This is a genomic window from Pseudomonas sp. Ant30-3 (assembly GCF_000690905.1).
Lineage (GTDB): Bacteria > Pseudomonadota > Gammaproteobacteria > Pseudomonadales > Pseudomonadaceae > Aquipseudomonas.
In genome coordinates this window covers 14,833-30,121 of the sequence record NZ_JMCL01000018.1, presented here as the reverse complement: position 1 = coordinate 30,121, position 15,289 = coordinate 14,833, and the positions used below count along the sequence as shown (strand labels likewise).

Below are 15,289 nucleotides of genomic sequence, written 5' to 3'. Positions count from 1 at the left end.
TCGATGAAACCCCACGCCACGGCTTACAGCCAACGCTTGCTGCGCGGTCAGACACCCTCCTACGAACGTTTGCAGGCGCGACTGGCCGAAGACGGCAGTGAATTGAACGCGACACCGAAAGTGGTGCATTGCGGCTGGGGCCGGTTGCTGATCGGCCACACCTTCCCTGATCCGGCAAGCCTCGCCCAAGAGTTGCTCAACGAGCAGCCCGGTGAGCGCGACATCGCGCTGTACGTCGCGGCCCCGCAGCAGATCCTCGGTCTGGAACCGGCGCAGCTGTTCCTCGATCCATCCGACACGCTGCGCCTGTGGTTCACCGACTACCGTCAGTCCACCCGAGTGTTTCGCGGATTTCGCATCCGACGGGCACAGAGTGATGCAGATTGGCAGGCGATCAATCAGCTGTATCAGGCGCGAGGCATGTTGCCGATCGACGCCAGCCTGCTCACCCCGCGCCATCTCGGTGGCCCGGTGTACTGGCTGGCAGAAGATGAAGACAGCGGCACAATCATCGGCAGCGTCATGGGCCTCAATCACAGCAAAGCGTTTAACGATCCGGAAAACGGCAGCAGCCTTTGGTGCCTGGCAGTCGATCCGCAATGCTCACGGCCAGGGGTCGGTGAAGTGCTGGTGCGGCATTTGATCGAGCACTTCATGAGTCGCAGCCTGAGCTACCTGGACCTGTCGGTTCTGCACAACAACCGCCAAGCGAAAAGTCTTTACGCCAAGCTGGGTTTTCGCAACCTGTCGACCTTCGCCATCAAACGCAAGAACGGCATCAATCAGCCACTGTTCCTTGGCCCGGGGCCCGAAGCCGAATTCAACCCGTATGCGCGAATCATCGTGGATGAGGCGCATCGGCGTGGTATCGAAGTGCAGGTTGATGACGCTGAAGCCGGTCTGTTCACGCTGATCCATGGCAGCCGTCGTGTTCGCTGCCGCGAATCCCTGAGCGACCTGACCAGTGCGATCAGCATGACGTTGTGCCAGGACAAAAGCCTGACCCATAAAGTGCTGCGCAACGCCGGCCTCAAACTGCCCGCGCAGCAGCTGGCAGGCAACGGCGACGACAACCTGGCGTTCCTCGATGAGCACGAACGGGTGGTGGTTAAACCGCTGGACGGCGAACAGGGCCGTGGCGTCGCCGTGGATCTGCGCACGATCGAAGAGGTGCAGCAAGCCATCGAAGCCGCCCATGAGTTCGACAGCCGAGTGCTGCTGGAAAGTTTTCATGAAGGCCTCGACCTGCGCATCGTGGTGATCGGATTTGAAGTGGTTGCTGCGGCCATTCGCAGGCCGGCCGAGGTGATTGGCGACGGTCAACATTCGATTCGTGCATTGATCGAAGCGCAAAGTCGGCGTCGTCAGGCGGCAACCGGCGGTGAAAGCAAAATCCCAATGGATCATGAGACCGAGCGCACCCTCGCGGCGGCGGGCTATGACTACGACAGCATTTTGCCGGCGGGCGAGCACCTTTTCGTACGACGTACGGCGAACCTTCACACCGGCGGCATTCTTGAGGATGTCACCTCGATTCTGCACCCGACCCTGGTCGATGCGGCCGTGCGGGCGGCGCGGGCACTGGACATCCCGATGGTCGGTCTCGACCTGATGGTACCGGCCGCCGATCAACCGGAATACGTGTTTATCGAAGCCAATGAACGTGCCGGCCTGGCGAACCACGATCCGCAGCCGACGGCTGAACGCTTTGTGGATCTGCTGTTCCCGCACAGCCAGGCGGCCGCATCGTAAAGCAAACCCCTGTAGCAGCTACCGAGGAACGAAGGCTGCATTGCGTGTCCGCAGGGCCGCCCTTGAGGGCCGCGACGCTGCCCGACGCAGCCTCGTACCTCGGCAGCTGCTACACAACACTGCTCACCTTTACTCATCGAAACCATCGATGTTCTTTACTCATCTGGAGTTTCCATGACCCACAAAATCCCCGAACCCGATCTCGCTTACCTGCAAAAAGTCCTGCTGGAAATGCTCGCCATTCCCAGCCCGACCGGGTTTACCGACACCATCGTGCGTTACGTTGCTGAACGCCTCGAAGAGCTGGGTATCCCCTTCGAAATGACCCGGCGCGGGACGATCCGTGCCACGCTCAAAGGCAAGAAAAACAGTCCGGACCGTGCCGTCTCCGCGCACCTCGACACCATTGGCGCCGCGGTTCGCGCGATCAAGGACAATGGCCGACTGACGCTGGCCCCGGTGGGCTGCTGGTCGAGCCGATTTGCCGAGGGCAGCCGCGTCAGCCTGTTCACCGACCACGGCGTGATCCGTGGCAGCGTATTGCCGCTGATGGCTTCCGGGCACGCATTCAATACCGCTGTGGATGAAATGCCGATCAGCTGGGACCACGTTGAATTGCGCCTGGACGCTTATTGCGCGACCCGCGCCGATTGCGATTCGCTGGGCATCAGCGTCGGCGATTTCGTCGCCTTCGACCCGCTGCCGGAATTCACTGAAAGTGGCCACATCAGCGCCCGCCACCTTGATGACAAGGCTGGCGTGGCTGCATTGTTGGCGGCGCTGAAAGCGATCATCGACAGCGGCGAAGAGCTGATGATCGATTGTCATCCGCTGTTCACCATCACCGAAGAAACCGGCAGTGGCGCCGCAGCGGCGTTGCCTTGGGATGTCAGTGAGTTTGTCGGCATCGACATTGCGCCAGTCGCGCCCGGTCAGCATTCGAGCGAGCACGCGGTGAGCGTGGCAATGCAGGATTCCGGTGGGCCTTACGACTATCACTTGTCCCGGCATCTGCTGCGCCTCGCCGGTGACAATGATTTACCGGTGCGCCGCGATCTGTTTCGGTACTACTTCAGCGATGCGCATTCGGCGGTCACGGCCGGCCACGACATTCGTACCGCCCTGCTGGCCTTCGGCTGCGATGCCACGCATGGCTACGAACGTACGCACATCGACAGCCTCGCCGCGCTCAGCCGTTTGCTCGGCGCATACATCCTGAGCCCGCCGGTTTTCGCCAGCGATGCGCAACCGGCGAAGGGTTCGCTGGATCGTTTCAGTCACCAGATCGAGCACGATACGCAGATGGAAAGCGACACGCGGGTGCCGTCGGTGGACAGCCTGGTGGGGCAGCGCTCGGATAGCTGACGTTCTGCGTCGACTGGGCTGACGTCTTCGCGGGCAAGTCGAACTGCCGCATCGCTTGCCCCCGCATCCGACGCTGACACCTTCGCGAGCAAGCCCGCTCCCACATTGACCGGTTCTCCCTGGAGACATGCGATCAAACTGTGGGAGCGGGCTTGCTCGCGAAGGCGTCCGTGCAGGAGACCGCAAGAGCAAGGCTAGCCGCAACCGTTCATTCGCCGTAGCATCGCGCCATTGTTTAGCCGAGGTGCCCAATGCTGATTCCCCACGACCAACTTGAAGTCGACACCCTCACCCGTTTGATCGAAGACTTCGTTACCCGCGATGGCACCGACAATGGTGATGACACGCCGCTGGAAACCCGGGTATTACGCGTTCGCCAGGCCTTGACCAAGGGCCAGGCACTGATCGTCTTCGATCCAGACAGCGAGCAATGCCAGCTGATGCTCAAACACGATGTACCCAAGCATTTGTTCGACTGACGCCTCAGCGTTTTTTAAGCCGTGGTGTTTTGGCCTTGATGCGTTCATAGACCTCGGCGCGGTGCACGCTGACGTCCTCTGGCGCGTCAATACCGAAGCGCACATTGTTGCCGGTGACCGCGACGACGCGCACGGAAATGGTGTCACCGATGGAAATCTTTTCACCCGCCATTCGGCTGAGTACAAGCATGGTTATCCGTCCTTCAGGGTTATTGAACCCTGAAGATGCCCGCCTGATGGACACGCTTCAATGCGCCCAATGCAAATCAGTCTTCCCCTACAAAGCCGAGGGAGCGCGCCGAAAGAAACGTCCTACAAATCACACTTTCAAGCGGCGGAAAACCTCGGTCCCAGCAGAATAACGCTCGCACCGATTACGCATAGCGCCACGCCGATCCAGTCTGAACCCAACGGACGGACCCGCTCGACCACCATCAGCCAGCCAATTGATGCCACGATATAGATCCCGCCGTAGGCCGCATAAGCACGACCGGCGTACGTGGCTTCAATGCGGGTGAGCAGCAGCGCGAACAAGGTCAGGCTGAGCAGTGCCGGCAAAACCCACCAGGCACTTTTGCCCTGCCGCAGCCACATCCAGAAAGCAAAGCACCCGGCGATCTCGAACAGTGCCGCGAGGAAAAACCACAGATAATTGAGCATGCGCACATCTCGCAAGAGTGACCGATGCCGGCCACCCTAACGAGGGCATGGCGTACCGGCAAGTTCAGCCTGCGGTTTGTTTGGCCTTGGCGCGCATCTTTTCCGCCATGCTGGTCATTTCGTCGTAGAGCAATTGCGGGTTCTTTTGCTTGATCGCCCAGGCCATACGCCCCTGTTCGTGAGGCAGAATCATGAATTCGCCAGCGGCGACGTGCTGGTAGATGTAGTCAGCAATGTCCGCCGCCGTGATCGGTGAACTCTCCAGCAACTTGCCGACCTGGGCTTTCATGGCCGGTGTCGGGCCACGGAACGAATCCAGCAGGTTGGTCTGGAAGAATGACGGGCACACCACGTGAACGCCGATTTCCTGCTGTTTCAGTTCAACCAGCAAACTCTCCGACAATGCCACTACGCCGGCCTTGGCCACGTTGTAATTACTCATGGCCGGACCTTGCATCAGCGCAGCCATTGAAGCGATATTGATGATCTTGCCTTGGCTTTTTTCCAGTAGCGGCAGGAAGGCCTTGCACCCCTTGACCACCCCCATCAGGTTGATCGCGATCTGCCAGTCCCAGTCCTCCAGCGACAATTCACTGAAGAACCCGCCGGATGCCACACCGGCGTTGTTGACGATCACATCGATGCCGCCCAGTTTTTCTTCGCAGGCCTGCGCAAAAGCAGTCAGCTGGCTATAGTCACGCACGTCGCAGCGCTGGATAAATCCGTCGCCGCCCACTTCACGGACCATTTTGAGGGTTTCCTGCAGGCCTGGCTCGCTGACGTCCGACAAGGCAAGCTGCCAGCCCTCGCGCGCCCAGCGCAGCGCGATTTCGCGACCCAGGCCCGAGCCTGCGCCAGTGATCATCATGCGGTTTTGCATAGCAGACAGCCTTGTTGTTCCGGGGAAGATGCGTCGAGTGTAGCGAAGGAGCGTGCCCGACCCACGCTCCATCAGATTGCTGAATGGCCCGAGCAAACCGTAGTCGCTTGCGCGGTAACTAGTGCGATTAAAAAGAAATAACGCTTTCTTCGAAAAACATTAAAAAAACATGGAATTTTTTCACGTGCAGGCCAGTCGGACGTTGTAAGCAGCTCGGGTTATTTGTATTCCAGCTGACAGTAGACACCAGGCAATTCCAGAACACTTCCAACAAGGAAATAGACATGGGCACAATTCTAATCATTATTCTGATCCTCCTGCTGGTAGGTGGCTTGCCGGTCTTCCCTCACTCGAGAAGTTGGGGTTATGGTCCGTCGGGTATCATCGGTGTGGTGTTGGTAGTGCTGTTGATCCTGCTGTTACTCGGCAAGATATAAAGATTTAAGAAGCAAAAAAAAGAGGCCCTCAGGGGCCTCTTTTTTATTGCGCGGTGAAACTTAGTCGGGAGTGCCGTCGACTACACCGGCCGTGTTGTCGATCAGACTCTTGGTCGCGGTCTGGATGAACGACTCGAGTTTCTGCTTCAGTTCATCTTCATCCGGTGATGCCGGGATAACCATGCCTTTCGGGTTGGCGCCCAGTTCGTACTGGTACAGCTTGGGCGGCATGTCCTTCGGCAACACCAGCACGCGGTCTGCTGTCAGATAAGCCACGGTCTGATCACTACCGGAAGGTTTGATCACGCCGAAACCCTTGTCGCCTTCCGGCAGGTTCAGCAGGTCGCGACCCCAGCATTGATGGATCACCTCGCCACCGATGCGGCCCATGATGGTCGGCACCACGTCGACCTGAGTACCGACGGTGTGATCCAGCTGACCGAATTTTTCCTGCACGCCCGGCCCGATCAGCAGCATCGGAACATTGAAGCGCCCCAGGTCCATTTCGGTGATTTGTTGCTCGTTGCCGAAACCGTGGTCGCCGACGACGACGAACAGCGTTTCATTGAAGTACGGCTCTTTACGCGCCTTCTCGAAGAATTGACCCAGCGCCCAGTCGGAGTAGCGCATGGCGGTCATGTGTTCGTTGAGGCTGCCGCGATCGGTCACGCGCTCCACCGGCAGTGGCGTCGGCAAGGCATACGGCGTGTGGTTGGACAGGGTCTGCAGCAATGCGTAGAACGGCTTTTTGTCCTTGCCATCGCGGGCTTTCAGCTCTTCCAGACCACGGTCGAACATGTCCTGGTCTGACACGCCCCACGTCGAATCAGAGAACACCGGGTTAACAAAATCGTTACGGCCGATGAAATTGGTCATGCCCTGGTTGCTGAAGAAGCCCGACTGGTTGTCCCAGGCGAAGTCGCCGTTGTAGACATACACGTCGTCATAGTCACGGGCGCTGAGCAACTGCGGCAGGCCGGACAGTTTGTGGCTGCCTTCCGGCGTCTGCATCAGGTATTCAAAACCCGGCAGGTTGGGGAAGCACGCCATGGTGGCGAACATGCCCTGGTGGGTGTGGGTGCCGTTGGAGAAGAAGCGGTCGAACAGCAGGCCTTCTTTCGCCAGTTTGTCAAAGTATGGAGTAATGTTGCCCGGACGTCCGAAAGCACCGACCGAGTGTCCGGCGAAGCTTTCCATCAGGATCACCACGACGTTTTTGATCGGCAACGTCTTGTCGGCATTCGGGGTGAAATTGCGGCGAACGGCGGCCGTTTCGGCATCGACCAGTTTGTCGCTCGGGGTCAACAGACTCTCGCGAACGGTCTGCTGCGCCAACGGCTGCGGCATTGTCGATTTCCAGACATTGTCGCGATGTTCCGAGAAGCGGCTCTTCGCCGCGGCGACCAGTGACAGCGTGCCGTTGAGACCTAACTGGTTGGCGAAGTTCGAATCGGTGGTGTAGACATCACCCCAGCGCAGCGGTGGGCCCTGGCGCAAGGTGCCACGAGCGGCAACCACGCAAATCAACAGGCAGACCACGAACACCGCGATGCGCGAATACCATGGCGCAACCTGACGCGTGCTGATGCTGCCGCCGCTGAACGGGCCACGCGGACGAGTGGCGCGGTCGGCGCCCTTGAACGCCAGGGTCAGAATCAACGTGCCAAAGGCCCACGCCAACAGGTAACGAACCACCGGGAAACCGTACCAGAGCATGCTCATCACGGTTTTCGGGTCTTCCTGCACATACTGGAAGACCAGGCCGTTGAGGCGCTGGTGGAATTCGCGGTAAAAGTCCATTTCCATCAGGCCGAGGAACAGCGCAATGCTCGAAGCGATCGTCAGCCACAACCGGAAGAAACCACGGGCGGCCATCGCGCGGGCACTGAACAGCGCCAGTACCAATGGAATGCTCAGGTACACCACCAGGCGCAGGTCAAAACGCAGGCCGTTGATAAAGGCTTCGACGAAGGTCGAGGCTGGGGTGTCGAGGATCATTTCGCTGTTATAAACCAGCAGCGCAAGGCGCAGCAGGCTGAACATCACCATCATGATCAGGGCGCACAGCAGCGTGTAGGCCAGATGCGATTTGACGGTCGGTTGCAGCAGGCGACTTGAAGCTCGCTGCTGATTCAGGGCGTCCGGGTTTGCCATGTCGTTTTAGGACCCATTGGAAGTTGAAGTTGCAAAAAATACAGCGGCGCCTTGCCCTCTGTTGACCAGTTCTCGGCCCCGGGGCTTACGCGGTGCGCAAATGTTGCACGATCACCTGCGGCATTACCATTGATTACTCACCGGTTTGCCGGCGGGGGCGAATTGTCTTGGAGCCTTTGTGAAAATTTCGTGCAACGCATATCCCGAAACAAAATAAAGCGCCCTGCCCCGCTCAATGCGAAACGCCCCGAACCAGTCGGGGCGTTTGTTGAAGGGCAGCGCGATTATTTTTCGGCGCGTTCTTTCAAGGCTTTCAGGGTATTGAATGGCGCATCTACCACAAACTTGTTGGCCAGCCACGATGGCACGCTGCCGCCCGGTTCCGTGTGCACCTGATAGGTCACTTCAACTTGATCACCTTTTGGCACGAACTTCCAGAAGCCCTCAACCTGGGTGACCCGCACGAAACCTTTCTCTTCCGGCAGATACTTGGGCACGCCTTGGAGTTTGCGCGTCAGGCTGCCATCGGCGCCCTCAACCGTCGTGATATGGGTGACCGAATCGCGCGGGGTGACCGGCCAAGGCGTGTTGAACTGACTGTAGGTCCAGCCTTCGTTGCCTTCGTGTTTAATCAGTTTCTGGCTCTTGCACTCATGAATCCAGGCACACGCAGCGGCGACGTCTTCCTGCAAGGCACGCAGTTTGGCCATGGTCGTCTTCATCACGGTAACGCCGCGGTACGCTTTGTATTGCGAACCGGCCACCTCTGACAGCGACACTTTGATGCCGTCCTCTTCCTTGGCGGTTTTCCATTCTTCGGCCTGAGCCGTGGAGGCCAGCAAAACCGTGAAACCACACAGCACAGCCATACGATGCAGCGAACCCATAATGTTATTTCCTTATTGTTGAATTCCGTTCGGTGAACACATCACGCCGCCGTCATCTGCTCCCACCAGCCCAACAACCTGATCGCTTCGCCATTGCTGCTTCCGCACACCTCGACGTCGGCTTCGAATGCCGAACACACGGCAGGACGTTCCGGGCGGCCAAAAATCCGGCACAGATTGTCAACTGACAGTTGCACGCAGCGTTCGCCCGCAGCCTTGCCGAGCGGCATGCCAGGAATGGGTGAGCTGATGGAAGGGGCAATGCAACAGGCGCCACAGCCTTCGCGGCATTTCATGACGACGAGCTCCTCGCGATGGGCGATGTGTATAAAGGACGGGGCACAGGGTAACCGCTACAACGGTTGTTTCAAATTGCTGAGGAAGAGTTTTTGCTGTTCAGCGGCTGTGACTGACCAGTCACCGACAAAGCGTCTGGCCAGAGGCTTACACAGATGGTGTTCAGCGCTTGAATTCGAATTCGAGCGCTGCGCCATCGACATCGCGACGCTCGTCATTGCGCAGTTGCAGTTGCATTTCGTTGCTGATCAAACGCCCGTTGAGTTGAAAGGCTTCGCTGCCTGGTTTGTCACCGAACATTTGCGGCAAGAGGGGCTCGCGCTTGGGCAACGTCACCGTACCCTCGGGTTTGAGTTCTTCGGCCATGTCCTCAGGCAAACTGAGATCGATCGGGACCGGCGGTAATTTGGTCTTGGCAATTTCGCGAGCGGATTTCGATTTGGAGGAAATCGGCGCGCGTTTTTTCACCTTGGCCGCTGGCTTCTTGGCGGGTGTAGCCTTCTTGGCGGGCGCGACTTTCCTGGCCGTTGCCGGTTTGTCCGGCGCCGCACTGGCGGCAGGTTTTTCCTGAGCGGGAGCCGCAATGACGCTACTCGCCTGGAAGGTGACCAGCAGACAAATCGATAGCCAGACGGCAGGAAATATCGGTTTCATGGACCCAACGACGTGAGCGGCAGATAGCCTTATGCTCGCCTGTTGCACGCGACAAGACAAGCGCGGACGAGCAATACCTGCCCGCCCCGTCAAAATCCGCCAGCCATCTCCTGGCACAGCTGGGTCGCCAGCATGCCCAGAGTCATCAGGGCGCGCTCGGCTTCACGGTTCCAGGGGGTCCCGCAGTTGAGCCGAATGCAGTGATTGAATTGCTCGGTGTTACTGAAAATCAATCCCGGCGCGATACTGATGCCCTGCTGCAGGGCCCGCACATGCAGTTCCTGAGTGTTGACCCGTCCCGGCAAACTGACCCACAAAATAAAGCCGCCGGTTGGCCGGGTCATCTGCGTGCCTTCCGGAAAATACTGCTGTACCGCCAGCTGAAACGCGCTGAGATTCTTCCGGTATTCCTGACGGATGTAGCGCAAATGTCGGTCGTAGCCGCCATTTTCCAGATAGGCGGCAATGCCCATCTGCGTGACGCTGCAGGCAGAGTGCGTGCTGAATGTCTGCAAGCGCTGGATTTCCTGCTGGTATTTGCCGGCAATCATCCAGCCGATCCGCACCCCCGGCGACAAGGTCTTGGAGAAGCTCGAGCAATAGATCACCCGATCCAGCCGGTCATACGCCTTGAGTGATTTTGTGCGCCCCTGCTCAAACATCAGCTCGCCATAGATATCGTCTTCAACAATCTGAATATCGAAATCCGAAGCCAGCCGCAGCAACTGTTTCTGCCGCTCCTCGGGCATGGTGCCGCCCAGAGGATTGCTCAGCCGGGTGGTCAGCACCAAAGCCTTGATCGACCATTGGTTGGCTGCCAGTTGCAGGGCTTCCAGGCTCATGCCGGTGGCGGGATCGCTAGGGATTTCTATGACCTTGAGGCCGAGCAGATCGGCCAGCTGCAGCAGACCATAATAGGTCGGTGACTCGGCTGCGATCAGGTCGCCCGGGCGGGTCAGCACACGCAGCGACATTTGCAGCGCGTCCACGCAACCGTGGGTGATCACGACTTCCGAGGGGTCAACCACTACGCCAGCGTCGCGCATGCGAATCGCCACTTGCCGACGCAGCGGCTCAAAACCGGGGCTGAACATGTAGCTGAATGCACGAGGGCTGTGGAATCGGGTCACTTTGGCCAATTGCTGATGCAGTGCGCGCACCGGCAGATAGTCAACACTGGGCACCGCAGCGCCCAGCGGAAAGACACCTTCGCGGCGGGATTCGACCAGCACTTGCTGAATGATGCTGCTGCGCGTTACCAGACCGGGACGCTCGACACGGGCAATGTCCGGCGTCGGCGCGGTCAGGGCCGGCGTCTGGTGCACGTAATAGCCAGACTGCGGTCGCGCGCGGATCAGGCCCTGATCCTCGAGGTTGGCATACGCCTGCAACACGGTCGCATGGCTGACATTGAGCTGCGAACTCATCTTGCGCACCGAGGGCACGCGCTCGCCCGGTTGATAGACGCCACGACGGATGTCTTCAGCCAGTTGCTGAGCAATACGTTGGTAGAGCAAAAGATTGGTCATGACGCAGCACTCGATTTCACGGGCATTTTATTCTTGTGTGAAACAATACCGGAACAGTTTAGAAGTGTACTGGGACAGTTGCCACAATAGTCGACCGTACAGTGCAGTGTCAGCAAAAACTGTACTGCTTTGTGGAGCAATTCGCAGGCACGAAAAAACCCGGTGCTGTTTGGCAGGCGCCGGGTTGATGTGAGATCTGTTGCATTGGCTGCACCGGGTACGTCTGCTGCATTTGCTGCGTCTGATGCAAATCTGTAGGAGCTGTCGAGTGCAGCGAGGCTGCGATCTTTCAGCTGCACCTCGGTCCAAGGCGGAAGATCAAAAGATCGCAGCCTCGTTGCACTCGACAGCTCCTACGGTCCTGCGGATCCAGCGGGTTCGGCGGCGCCTAGCGGGTGGCGCCGAGCTGGCCTTTTTCGTCGGAGAACACGATTTCCACGCGACGATTCTGCGCCCGGCCGCGTTCGGAAGCGTTTGCGTCCACCGGGTACTCGTCGCCGTAACCCTCGACCTGGATGCGTTTGTCGTCGACGCCCAGGTCAATCAGTACGTCGGCAACCGATTGCGCCCGATCACGGGACAGCTTGAGGTTTTCCTGCTTGCCGCCGGTACTGTCTGCATAACCCTCGATGCGCACGACGCGCTTGGGGTTGAGCTGCAGGAACTGCACAATCTTCAGCACCACGCGGTTGGCCGAGTTTTTCAGTTCTGCTTCGCCGGTGTCGAACAACATATCGCCCAGTGTCATCACCAGGCCGCGATCGGTCTGGGTAGTGGTCATCGCGAGGATCTGTTCCTCGAGCCACTTGCCCTGCTGCTGCACGCTCAGCAGCTTGGATTCGCGCAGGGCCAGTTGCAGGCGCTGACGCTCCAGTTCGAGCTTCGCCGCGCGCTCGTCATTGAGCGCCTGATTGGTGTGTTCCCGGGCGATTTCGCTGTAGCGCCGGCTCAGGTAAGCGTAATGCTGCACGTCGGAGCCACTGCCCCAATAGGTGGACAGACGATCGGCACGTGCCAGTGACTCACCAGCGCGAATCACGTCTTTCGGCGCGATACGCAGCACGTTGGAATCTTCCTTGACCTTCTGAAAGTCGGCACCAGCCTCCTGCAACGCATCTTCGCTGTGCTGACCGGCGCAGCCATAGAGACTGACACACCCAGCCAGAAGCAAACCGCCGAGGGCTTTTGACTTAAGGTTCATTGGGCATCTCCCAGCTGCTTGCGCAGGCGAGCGATGCGAGTGTCGAGCACGTTCAGCTTTTCCTGGCTTTTCAGAGTCAGGACCTTTGCCTCGGCCAGACGTGCATCCAGTTCGGCCTGTTCGGCGCGCATGCGGGCATGCTTGTAGGATTCGTCGGTCATGTCGCCCTGGGCGCGGTTGAACTTTTGTTCCGCCAGCTTCATTTCGGGCACATCGTCGGCGGTGGCACCCACGGCCTTGGCCTGTATGAGTGCCTGTTCCGTCAGGCGGATTTGTTCATTCGGCGCCGGATCGGCTGCACAACCCGCCAGAGCCACAACGGCCAGGGCAGCGAAAAGAGGTCGAATACTCACTAAAAATCCCTACTGTTTTGGGGTACTGACAGGTTGTTGCTGCTGCGACTTCCAGCGCTCGATATTGCGCTGCAAGGCAGCCTCTGCCAGTCCGGACGCGGGCAATTCTGTCATCTTTTTCGTCAGCTGTCCGCGCAACCACGGATCGTTGCAGGCCGAGTTATGCGAAACCGCGAGGAACAGGCCCGGTTTGTCTATGGGTTGATCGCGTGCGATCAGGTCATTGGCCATGCTCAACGACTGCGCCGCTGCCAGACCGGAATAGCGCCCAGCAAGAACAAACTCCACTTCGCCCAAGAGCAGTTTCTGCAAGGCCTGCGTCAGGTTTGGCGTGCGCACGAGGGTCAATTGCTGCTCGGCGAACGATGCAAATTCCGAGGTCATTCGAGACTTTTCCGACACGGCACCGGAATGGCCGTGCAGGTCGGCGGCCTGGTTATACACCAGAGCGGAGTCTTTTCTGGTCCAGACCAGATAATCATTTTCCAGTAACGGCGGGTGGATGTAATCGAGGGACTCGAGCTCAGTCACAGTCAACGGCGCATCGGCGAGCATGTCCATGCGCCCGCTGCGAACTTCGTCGAGTGCCTGCGACCGCTTGCCGGCGTAGAGCAGGTCGACCTTGATCCCCATCTGCCCCGCCACGTGCTGCAACAGATCGGCACTGGCGCCGATCAGTTTTTTTGGATTTTCCGGATCTTGCCAGAGGTACGGCGGCGCGTCCGGGCTGCCGGTGACGACCAAGCGTTCGCACTTGCCTGCGGCCAACGACAGCCCTGGCAATAGCGCCAACCCCAGCAGCGTTGACCAACCAAATACTTGCCGCACGACGCTCTCCTATCCAACTCTGTTTCAGAAGGCAAAAAAAACCCGACCAAAAGGCCGGGCTCTTTATAAGTGAAGCGGCTGGATTAGACCAGCTTCTCCAACTCGGGGATGGCTTCGAACAAGTCCGCGACCAGGCCGTAATCGGCCACCTGGAAGATCGGCGCTTCTTCGTCCTTGTTGATCGCAACGATCACCTTGGAGTCTTTCATGCCGGCCAAATGCTGAATCGCGCCGGAGATACCGACCGCGATGTACAGCTGTGGCGCAACGATCTTGCCGGTCTGACCGACCTGCATGTCGTTGGGTACGAAACCTGCGTCGACCGCGGCGCGGGAAGCACCTACGGCAGCGCCCAGCTTGTCGGCCAGGGCGTACAGGTGCTTGAAGTTGTCGCCGTTCTGCATGCCGCGGCCGCCGGAAACGACGATCTTGGCAGCGGTCAGTTCCGGACGATCGGACTTTGCCAGCTCTTCGCCAACAAAGCTCGAAGTGCCAGCGTTGTGCGCAGCAGCCACGGCTTCAACGGCAGCCGAACCACCTTCCGCAGCAACCGGATCGAAACCGGTGGCACGCACGGTGATCACTTTGATCGCCGCGTTCGACTGAACGGTGGCGATCGCGTTACCGGCGTAGATCGGGCGCTTGAAGGTATCGGCGCTTTCAACCGAGATGATCTCGGAGATCTGGTCAACGTCCAGCTGAGCGGCAACGCGCGGCAGAATGTTTTTGCCGTTGGAGGTCGCGGCGGCCAGGATGTGGCTGTAGCCAGCGCCCAGCTCGGCCACGAGTGGAGCAACGTTTTCCGGCAATTGATGCTCGTAAGCGGCGTTGTCAGCCACCAGCACTTTTGCCACGCCAGCGATTTTCGCAGCGGCTTCAGCCACGGCGCCAGCGCCCTGACCTGCAACCAGAACGTGGATGTCGCCGCCGATTTTGGCAGCAGCAGCCACGGTGTTCAGCGTGGCCGGGGCCAGCACTTTGTTGTCGTGTTCAGCAATAACCAAGATAGTCATTTAGATTACCTTCGCTTCGTTCTTGAGTTTTTCAACCAGTTCAGCCACGGACTTGACCTTGATGCCTGCGCTGCGTGCAGCCGGCGCTTCGACTTTTACGGTCTTGTTGGTGGAGGCGGTGGAAACGCCCAAAGCGTCCGGAGTCAGCACTTCGAGAGGCTTCTTCTTGGCTTTCATGATGTTTGGCAAGGACGCGTAACGCGGCTCGTTCAAACGCAGGTCGGTGGTGACGATGGCCGGCAGTTTCAGGGAAACTGTCTGCGCGCCACCGTCGATTTCGCGGGTCACGGCAACGCTGTCGCCGGACACTTCGACTTTCGAAGCGAAAGTGCCCTGACCATAACCGCTCAATGCAGCGAGCATCTGGCCAGTCTGGTTGTTGTCGCTATCGATGGCCTGTTTGCCAAGGATCACCAGCTGAGGCTGTTCCTTATCGACTACAGCCTTGAGCAGCTTGGCAACGGCCAGCGAAGTCAGGTCTTCAGCGGATTCGACGAGGATGGCGCGATCGGCACCCAGAGCCAGCGCGGTGCGCAGTTGCTCCTGAGCGGTGGTCGGGCCGATGGAGACGACGACGATTTCAGTCGCAACACCTTTTTCTTTCAGGCGTACGGCTTCTTCCACTGCGATTTCGCAGAACGGGTTCATCGACATCTTGACGTTGGCGAGGTCGACGCCGGAATTGTCCGCCTTGACGCGAACCTTGACGTTGTAATCAACAACGCGTTTGACAGCTACAAGAACCTTCATGGATTCCTCGTTACTCTCCGGTGAAAAGAAAGCCGCCTAGGCGAACCTGG

17 protein-coding genes are annotated in these 15,289 nt (G+C 58.9%); 4 read left to right on the top strand and 13 right to left on the bottom strand.

The window, feature by feature from the left end:
* The first annotated feature begins 3 nt into the window (after window positions 1-3).
* From ngg to DU29_RS0104510, 3 genes are all read left to right on the top strand, one after another.
* Window positions 4-1,752, top strand: a complete 1,749-nt coding sequence (gene ngg / locus DU29_RS0104520) for an N-acetylglutaminylglutamine synthetase (protein WP_028620641.1) — start codon at window positions 4-6, stop codon at window positions 1,750-1,752.
* Between the two features lie 174 nt (window positions 1,753-1,926).
* Window positions 1,927-3,117, top strand: a complete 1,191-nt coding sequence (locus tag DU29_RS0104515; protein WP_028620640.1) for an osmoprotectant NAGGN system M42 family peptidase — start codon at window positions 1,927-1,929, stop codon at window positions 3,115-3,117.
* Window positions 3,118-3,368: 251 nt separating this feature from the next.
* Entirely contained in the window at window positions 3,369-3,596 is a 228-nt protein-coding gene (locus tag DU29_RS0104510) for a YheU family protein (protein WP_025212539.1), read from the top strand.
* 4 nt (window positions 3,597-3,600) lie between these two features.
* On the opposite strand, the gene csrA is transcribed toward DU29_RS0104510, so the two are convergent.
* The 3 genes from csrA to DU29_RS0104495 all read right to left on the bottom strand — a co-directional run bounded on the left by csrA (window position 3,601) and on the right by DU29_RS0104495 (window position 5,136).
* A complete protein-coding gene (csrA, locus tag DU29_RS0104505) occupies window positions 3,601-3,786 on the bottom strand; it encodes a carbon storage regulator CsrA (protein WP_028620639.1) in 186 nt (61 codons plus the stop codon).
* 137 nt (window positions 3,787-3,923) lie between these two features.
* Window positions 3,924-4,256, bottom strand: a complete 333-nt coding sequence (locus DU29_RS0104500; protein WP_028620638.1) for a YnfA family protein — start codon at window positions 4,254-4,256, stop codon at window positions 3,924-3,926.
* Window positions 4,257-4,320: 64 nt separating this feature from the next.
* Window positions 4,321-5,136 carry an SDR family oxidoreductase gene (locus tag DU29_RS0104495; RefSeq protein ID WP_028620637.1) on the bottom strand — a complete coding sequence of 272 codons (816 nt, stop codon included), beginning with the start codon at window positions 5,134-5,136 and terminating at the stop codon, window positions 4,321-4,323.
* A gap of 278 nt (window positions 5,137-5,414) precedes the next feature.
* Between DU29_RS0104495 and DU29_RS1000000131135 the strand changes: the two genes are divergently transcribed.
* Window positions 5,415-5,573 carry a DUF3309 family protein gene (locus DU29_RS1000000131135; protein ID WP_174602692.1) on the top strand — a complete coding sequence of 53 codons (159 nt, stop codon included), beginning with the start codon at window positions 5,415-5,417 and terminating at the stop codon, window positions 5,571-5,573.
* Between the two features lie 60 nt (window positions 5,574-5,633).
* On the opposite strand, the gene DU29_RS0104485 is transcribed toward DU29_RS1000000131135, so the two are convergent.
* The 10 genes from DU29_RS0104485 to DU29_RS0104440 all read right to left on the bottom strand — a co-directional run bounded on the left by DU29_RS0104485 (window position 5,634) and on the right by DU29_RS0104440 (window position 15,239).
* Window positions 5,634-7,727: an LTA synthase family protein gene (locus tag DU29_RS0104485; protein WP_028620636.1), complete on the bottom strand. Its 2,094-nt coding sequence runs from the start codon at window positions 7,725-7,727 to the stop codon at window positions 5,634-5,636.
* Window positions 7,728-8,011: 284 nt separating this feature from the next.
* Window positions 8,012-8,614, bottom strand: a complete 603-nt coding sequence (locus DU29_RS0104480) for an START domain-containing protein (RefSeq protein WP_028620635.1) — start codon at window positions 8,612-8,614, stop codon at window positions 8,012-8,014.
* Between the two features lie 41 nt (window positions 8,615-8,655).
* Window positions 8,656-8,910 (bottom strand): YkgJ family cysteine cluster protein, encoded by a 255-nt coding sequence (locus DU29_RS0104475; RefSeq protein WP_028620634.1) that lies wholly within the window; start codon window positions 8,908-8,910, stop codon window positions 8,656-8,658.
* Window positions 8,911-9,073: 163 nt separating this feature from the next.
* Window positions 9,074-9,565 (bottom strand): hypothetical protein, encoded by a 492-nt coding sequence (locus DU29_RS0104470; RefSeq protein WP_028620633.1) that lies wholly within the window; start codon window positions 9,563-9,565, stop codon window positions 9,074-9,076.
* Window positions 9,566-9,654: 89 nt separating this feature from the next.
* Window positions 9,655-11,094: an aminotransferase-like domain-containing protein gene (locus DU29_RS0104465; protein WP_028620632.1), complete on the bottom strand. Its 1,440-nt coding sequence runs from the start codon at window positions 11,092-11,094 to the stop codon at window positions 9,655-9,657.
* 388 nt (window positions 11,095-11,482) lie between these two features.
* Window positions 11,483-12,295, bottom strand: coding sequence for an OmpA family protein (locus DU29_RS0104460; protein ID WP_028620631.1), 813 nt, complete (start codon window positions 12,293-12,295; stop codon window positions 11,483-11,485).
* The gene (locus DU29_RS0104455; protein ID WP_028620630.1) at window positions 12,292-12,648 is read right to left on the bottom strand and encodes a DUF4398 domain-containing protein; all 357 of its coding nucleotides are present in this window, start codon (window positions 12,646-12,648) and stop codon (window positions 12,292-12,294) included. The genes DU29_RS0104460 and DU29_RS0104455 overlap by 4 nt, the downstream gene beginning before the upstream one ends.
* Before the next feature lie 9 nt (window positions 12,649-12,657).
* Window positions 12,658-13,476 (bottom strand): substrate-binding periplasmic protein, encoded by an 819-nt coding sequence (locus tag DU29_RS0104450; protein WP_033050294.1) that lies wholly within the window; start codon window positions 13,474-13,476, stop codon window positions 12,658-12,660.
* A gap of 83 nt (window positions 13,477-13,559) precedes the next feature.
* A complete protein-coding gene (locus DU29_RS0104445; protein WP_028620628.1) occupies window positions 13,560-14,489 on the bottom strand; it encodes an electron transfer flavoprotein subunit alpha/FixB family protein in 930 nt (309 codons plus the stop codon).
* Window positions 14,490-15,239, bottom strand: coding sequence for an electron transfer flavoprotein subunit beta/FixA family protein (locus DU29_RS0104440; protein ID WP_028620627.1), 750 nt, complete (start codon window positions 15,237-15,239; stop codon window positions 14,490-14,492).
* Between the last annotated feature and the right edge of the window lie 50 nt (window positions 15,240-15,289).

Excerpts from the sequence above, each read along its gene's own strand:
- ngg (WP_028620641.1), top strand. The coding sequence starts at position 4 with ATGAAACCCCACGCCACGGCTTACAGCCAACGCTTGCTGCGCGGTCAG.
- DU29_RS0104515 (WP_028620640.1), top strand. The coding sequence starts at position 1,927 with ATGACCCACAAAATCCCCGAACCCGATCTCGCTTACCTGCAAAAAGTC.
- DU29_RS0104510 (WP_025212539.1), top strand. The coding sequence starts at position 3,369 with ATGCTGATTCCCCACGACCAACTTGAAGTCGACACCCTCACCCGTTTG.
- csrA (WP_028620639.1), bottom strand. The coding sequence starts at position 3,786 with ATGCTTGTACTCAGCCGAATGGCGGGTGAAAAGATTTCCATCGGTGAC.
- DU29_RS0104500 (WP_028620638.1), bottom strand. The coding sequence starts at position 4,256 with ATGCTCAATTATCTGTGGTTTTTCCTCGCGGCACTGTTCGAGATCGCC.
- DU29_RS0104495 (WP_028620637.1), bottom strand. The coding sequence starts at position 5,136 with ATGCAAAACCGCATGATGATCACTGGCGCAGGCTCGGGCCTGGGTCGC.
- DU29_RS0104485 (WP_028620636.1), bottom strand. The coding sequence starts at position 7,727 with ATGGCAAACCCGGACGCCCTGAATCAGCAGCGAGCTTCAAGTCGCCTG.
- DU29_RS0104480 (WP_028620635.1), bottom strand. The coding sequence starts at position 8,614 with ATGGGTTCGCTGCATCGTATGGCTGTGCTGTGTGGTTTCACGGTTTTG.
- DU29_RS0104475 (WP_028620634.1), bottom strand. The coding sequence starts at position 8,910 with ATGAAATGCCGCGAAGGCTGTGGCGCCTGTTGCATTGCCCCTTCCATC.
- DU29_RS0104470 (WP_028620633.1), bottom strand. The coding sequence starts at position 9,565 with ATGAAACCGATATTTCCTGCCGTCTGGCTATCGATTTGTCTGCTGGTC.
- DU29_RS0104465 (WP_028620632.1), bottom strand. The coding sequence starts at position 11,094 with ATGACCAATCTTTTGCTCTACCAACGTATTGCTCAGCAACTGGCTGAA.
- DU29_RS0104460 (WP_028620631.1), bottom strand. The coding sequence starts at position 12,295 with ATGAACCTTAAGTCAAAAGCCCTCGGCGGTTTGCTTCTGGCTGGGTGT.
- DU29_RS0104445 (WP_028620628.1), bottom strand. The coding sequence starts at position 14,489 with ATGACTATCTTGGTTATTGCTGAACACGACAACAAAGTGCTGGCCCCG.
- DU29_RS0104440 (WP_028620627.1), bottom strand. The coding sequence starts at position 15,239 with ATGAAGGTTCTTGTAGCTGTCAAACGCGTTGTTGATTACAACGTCAAG.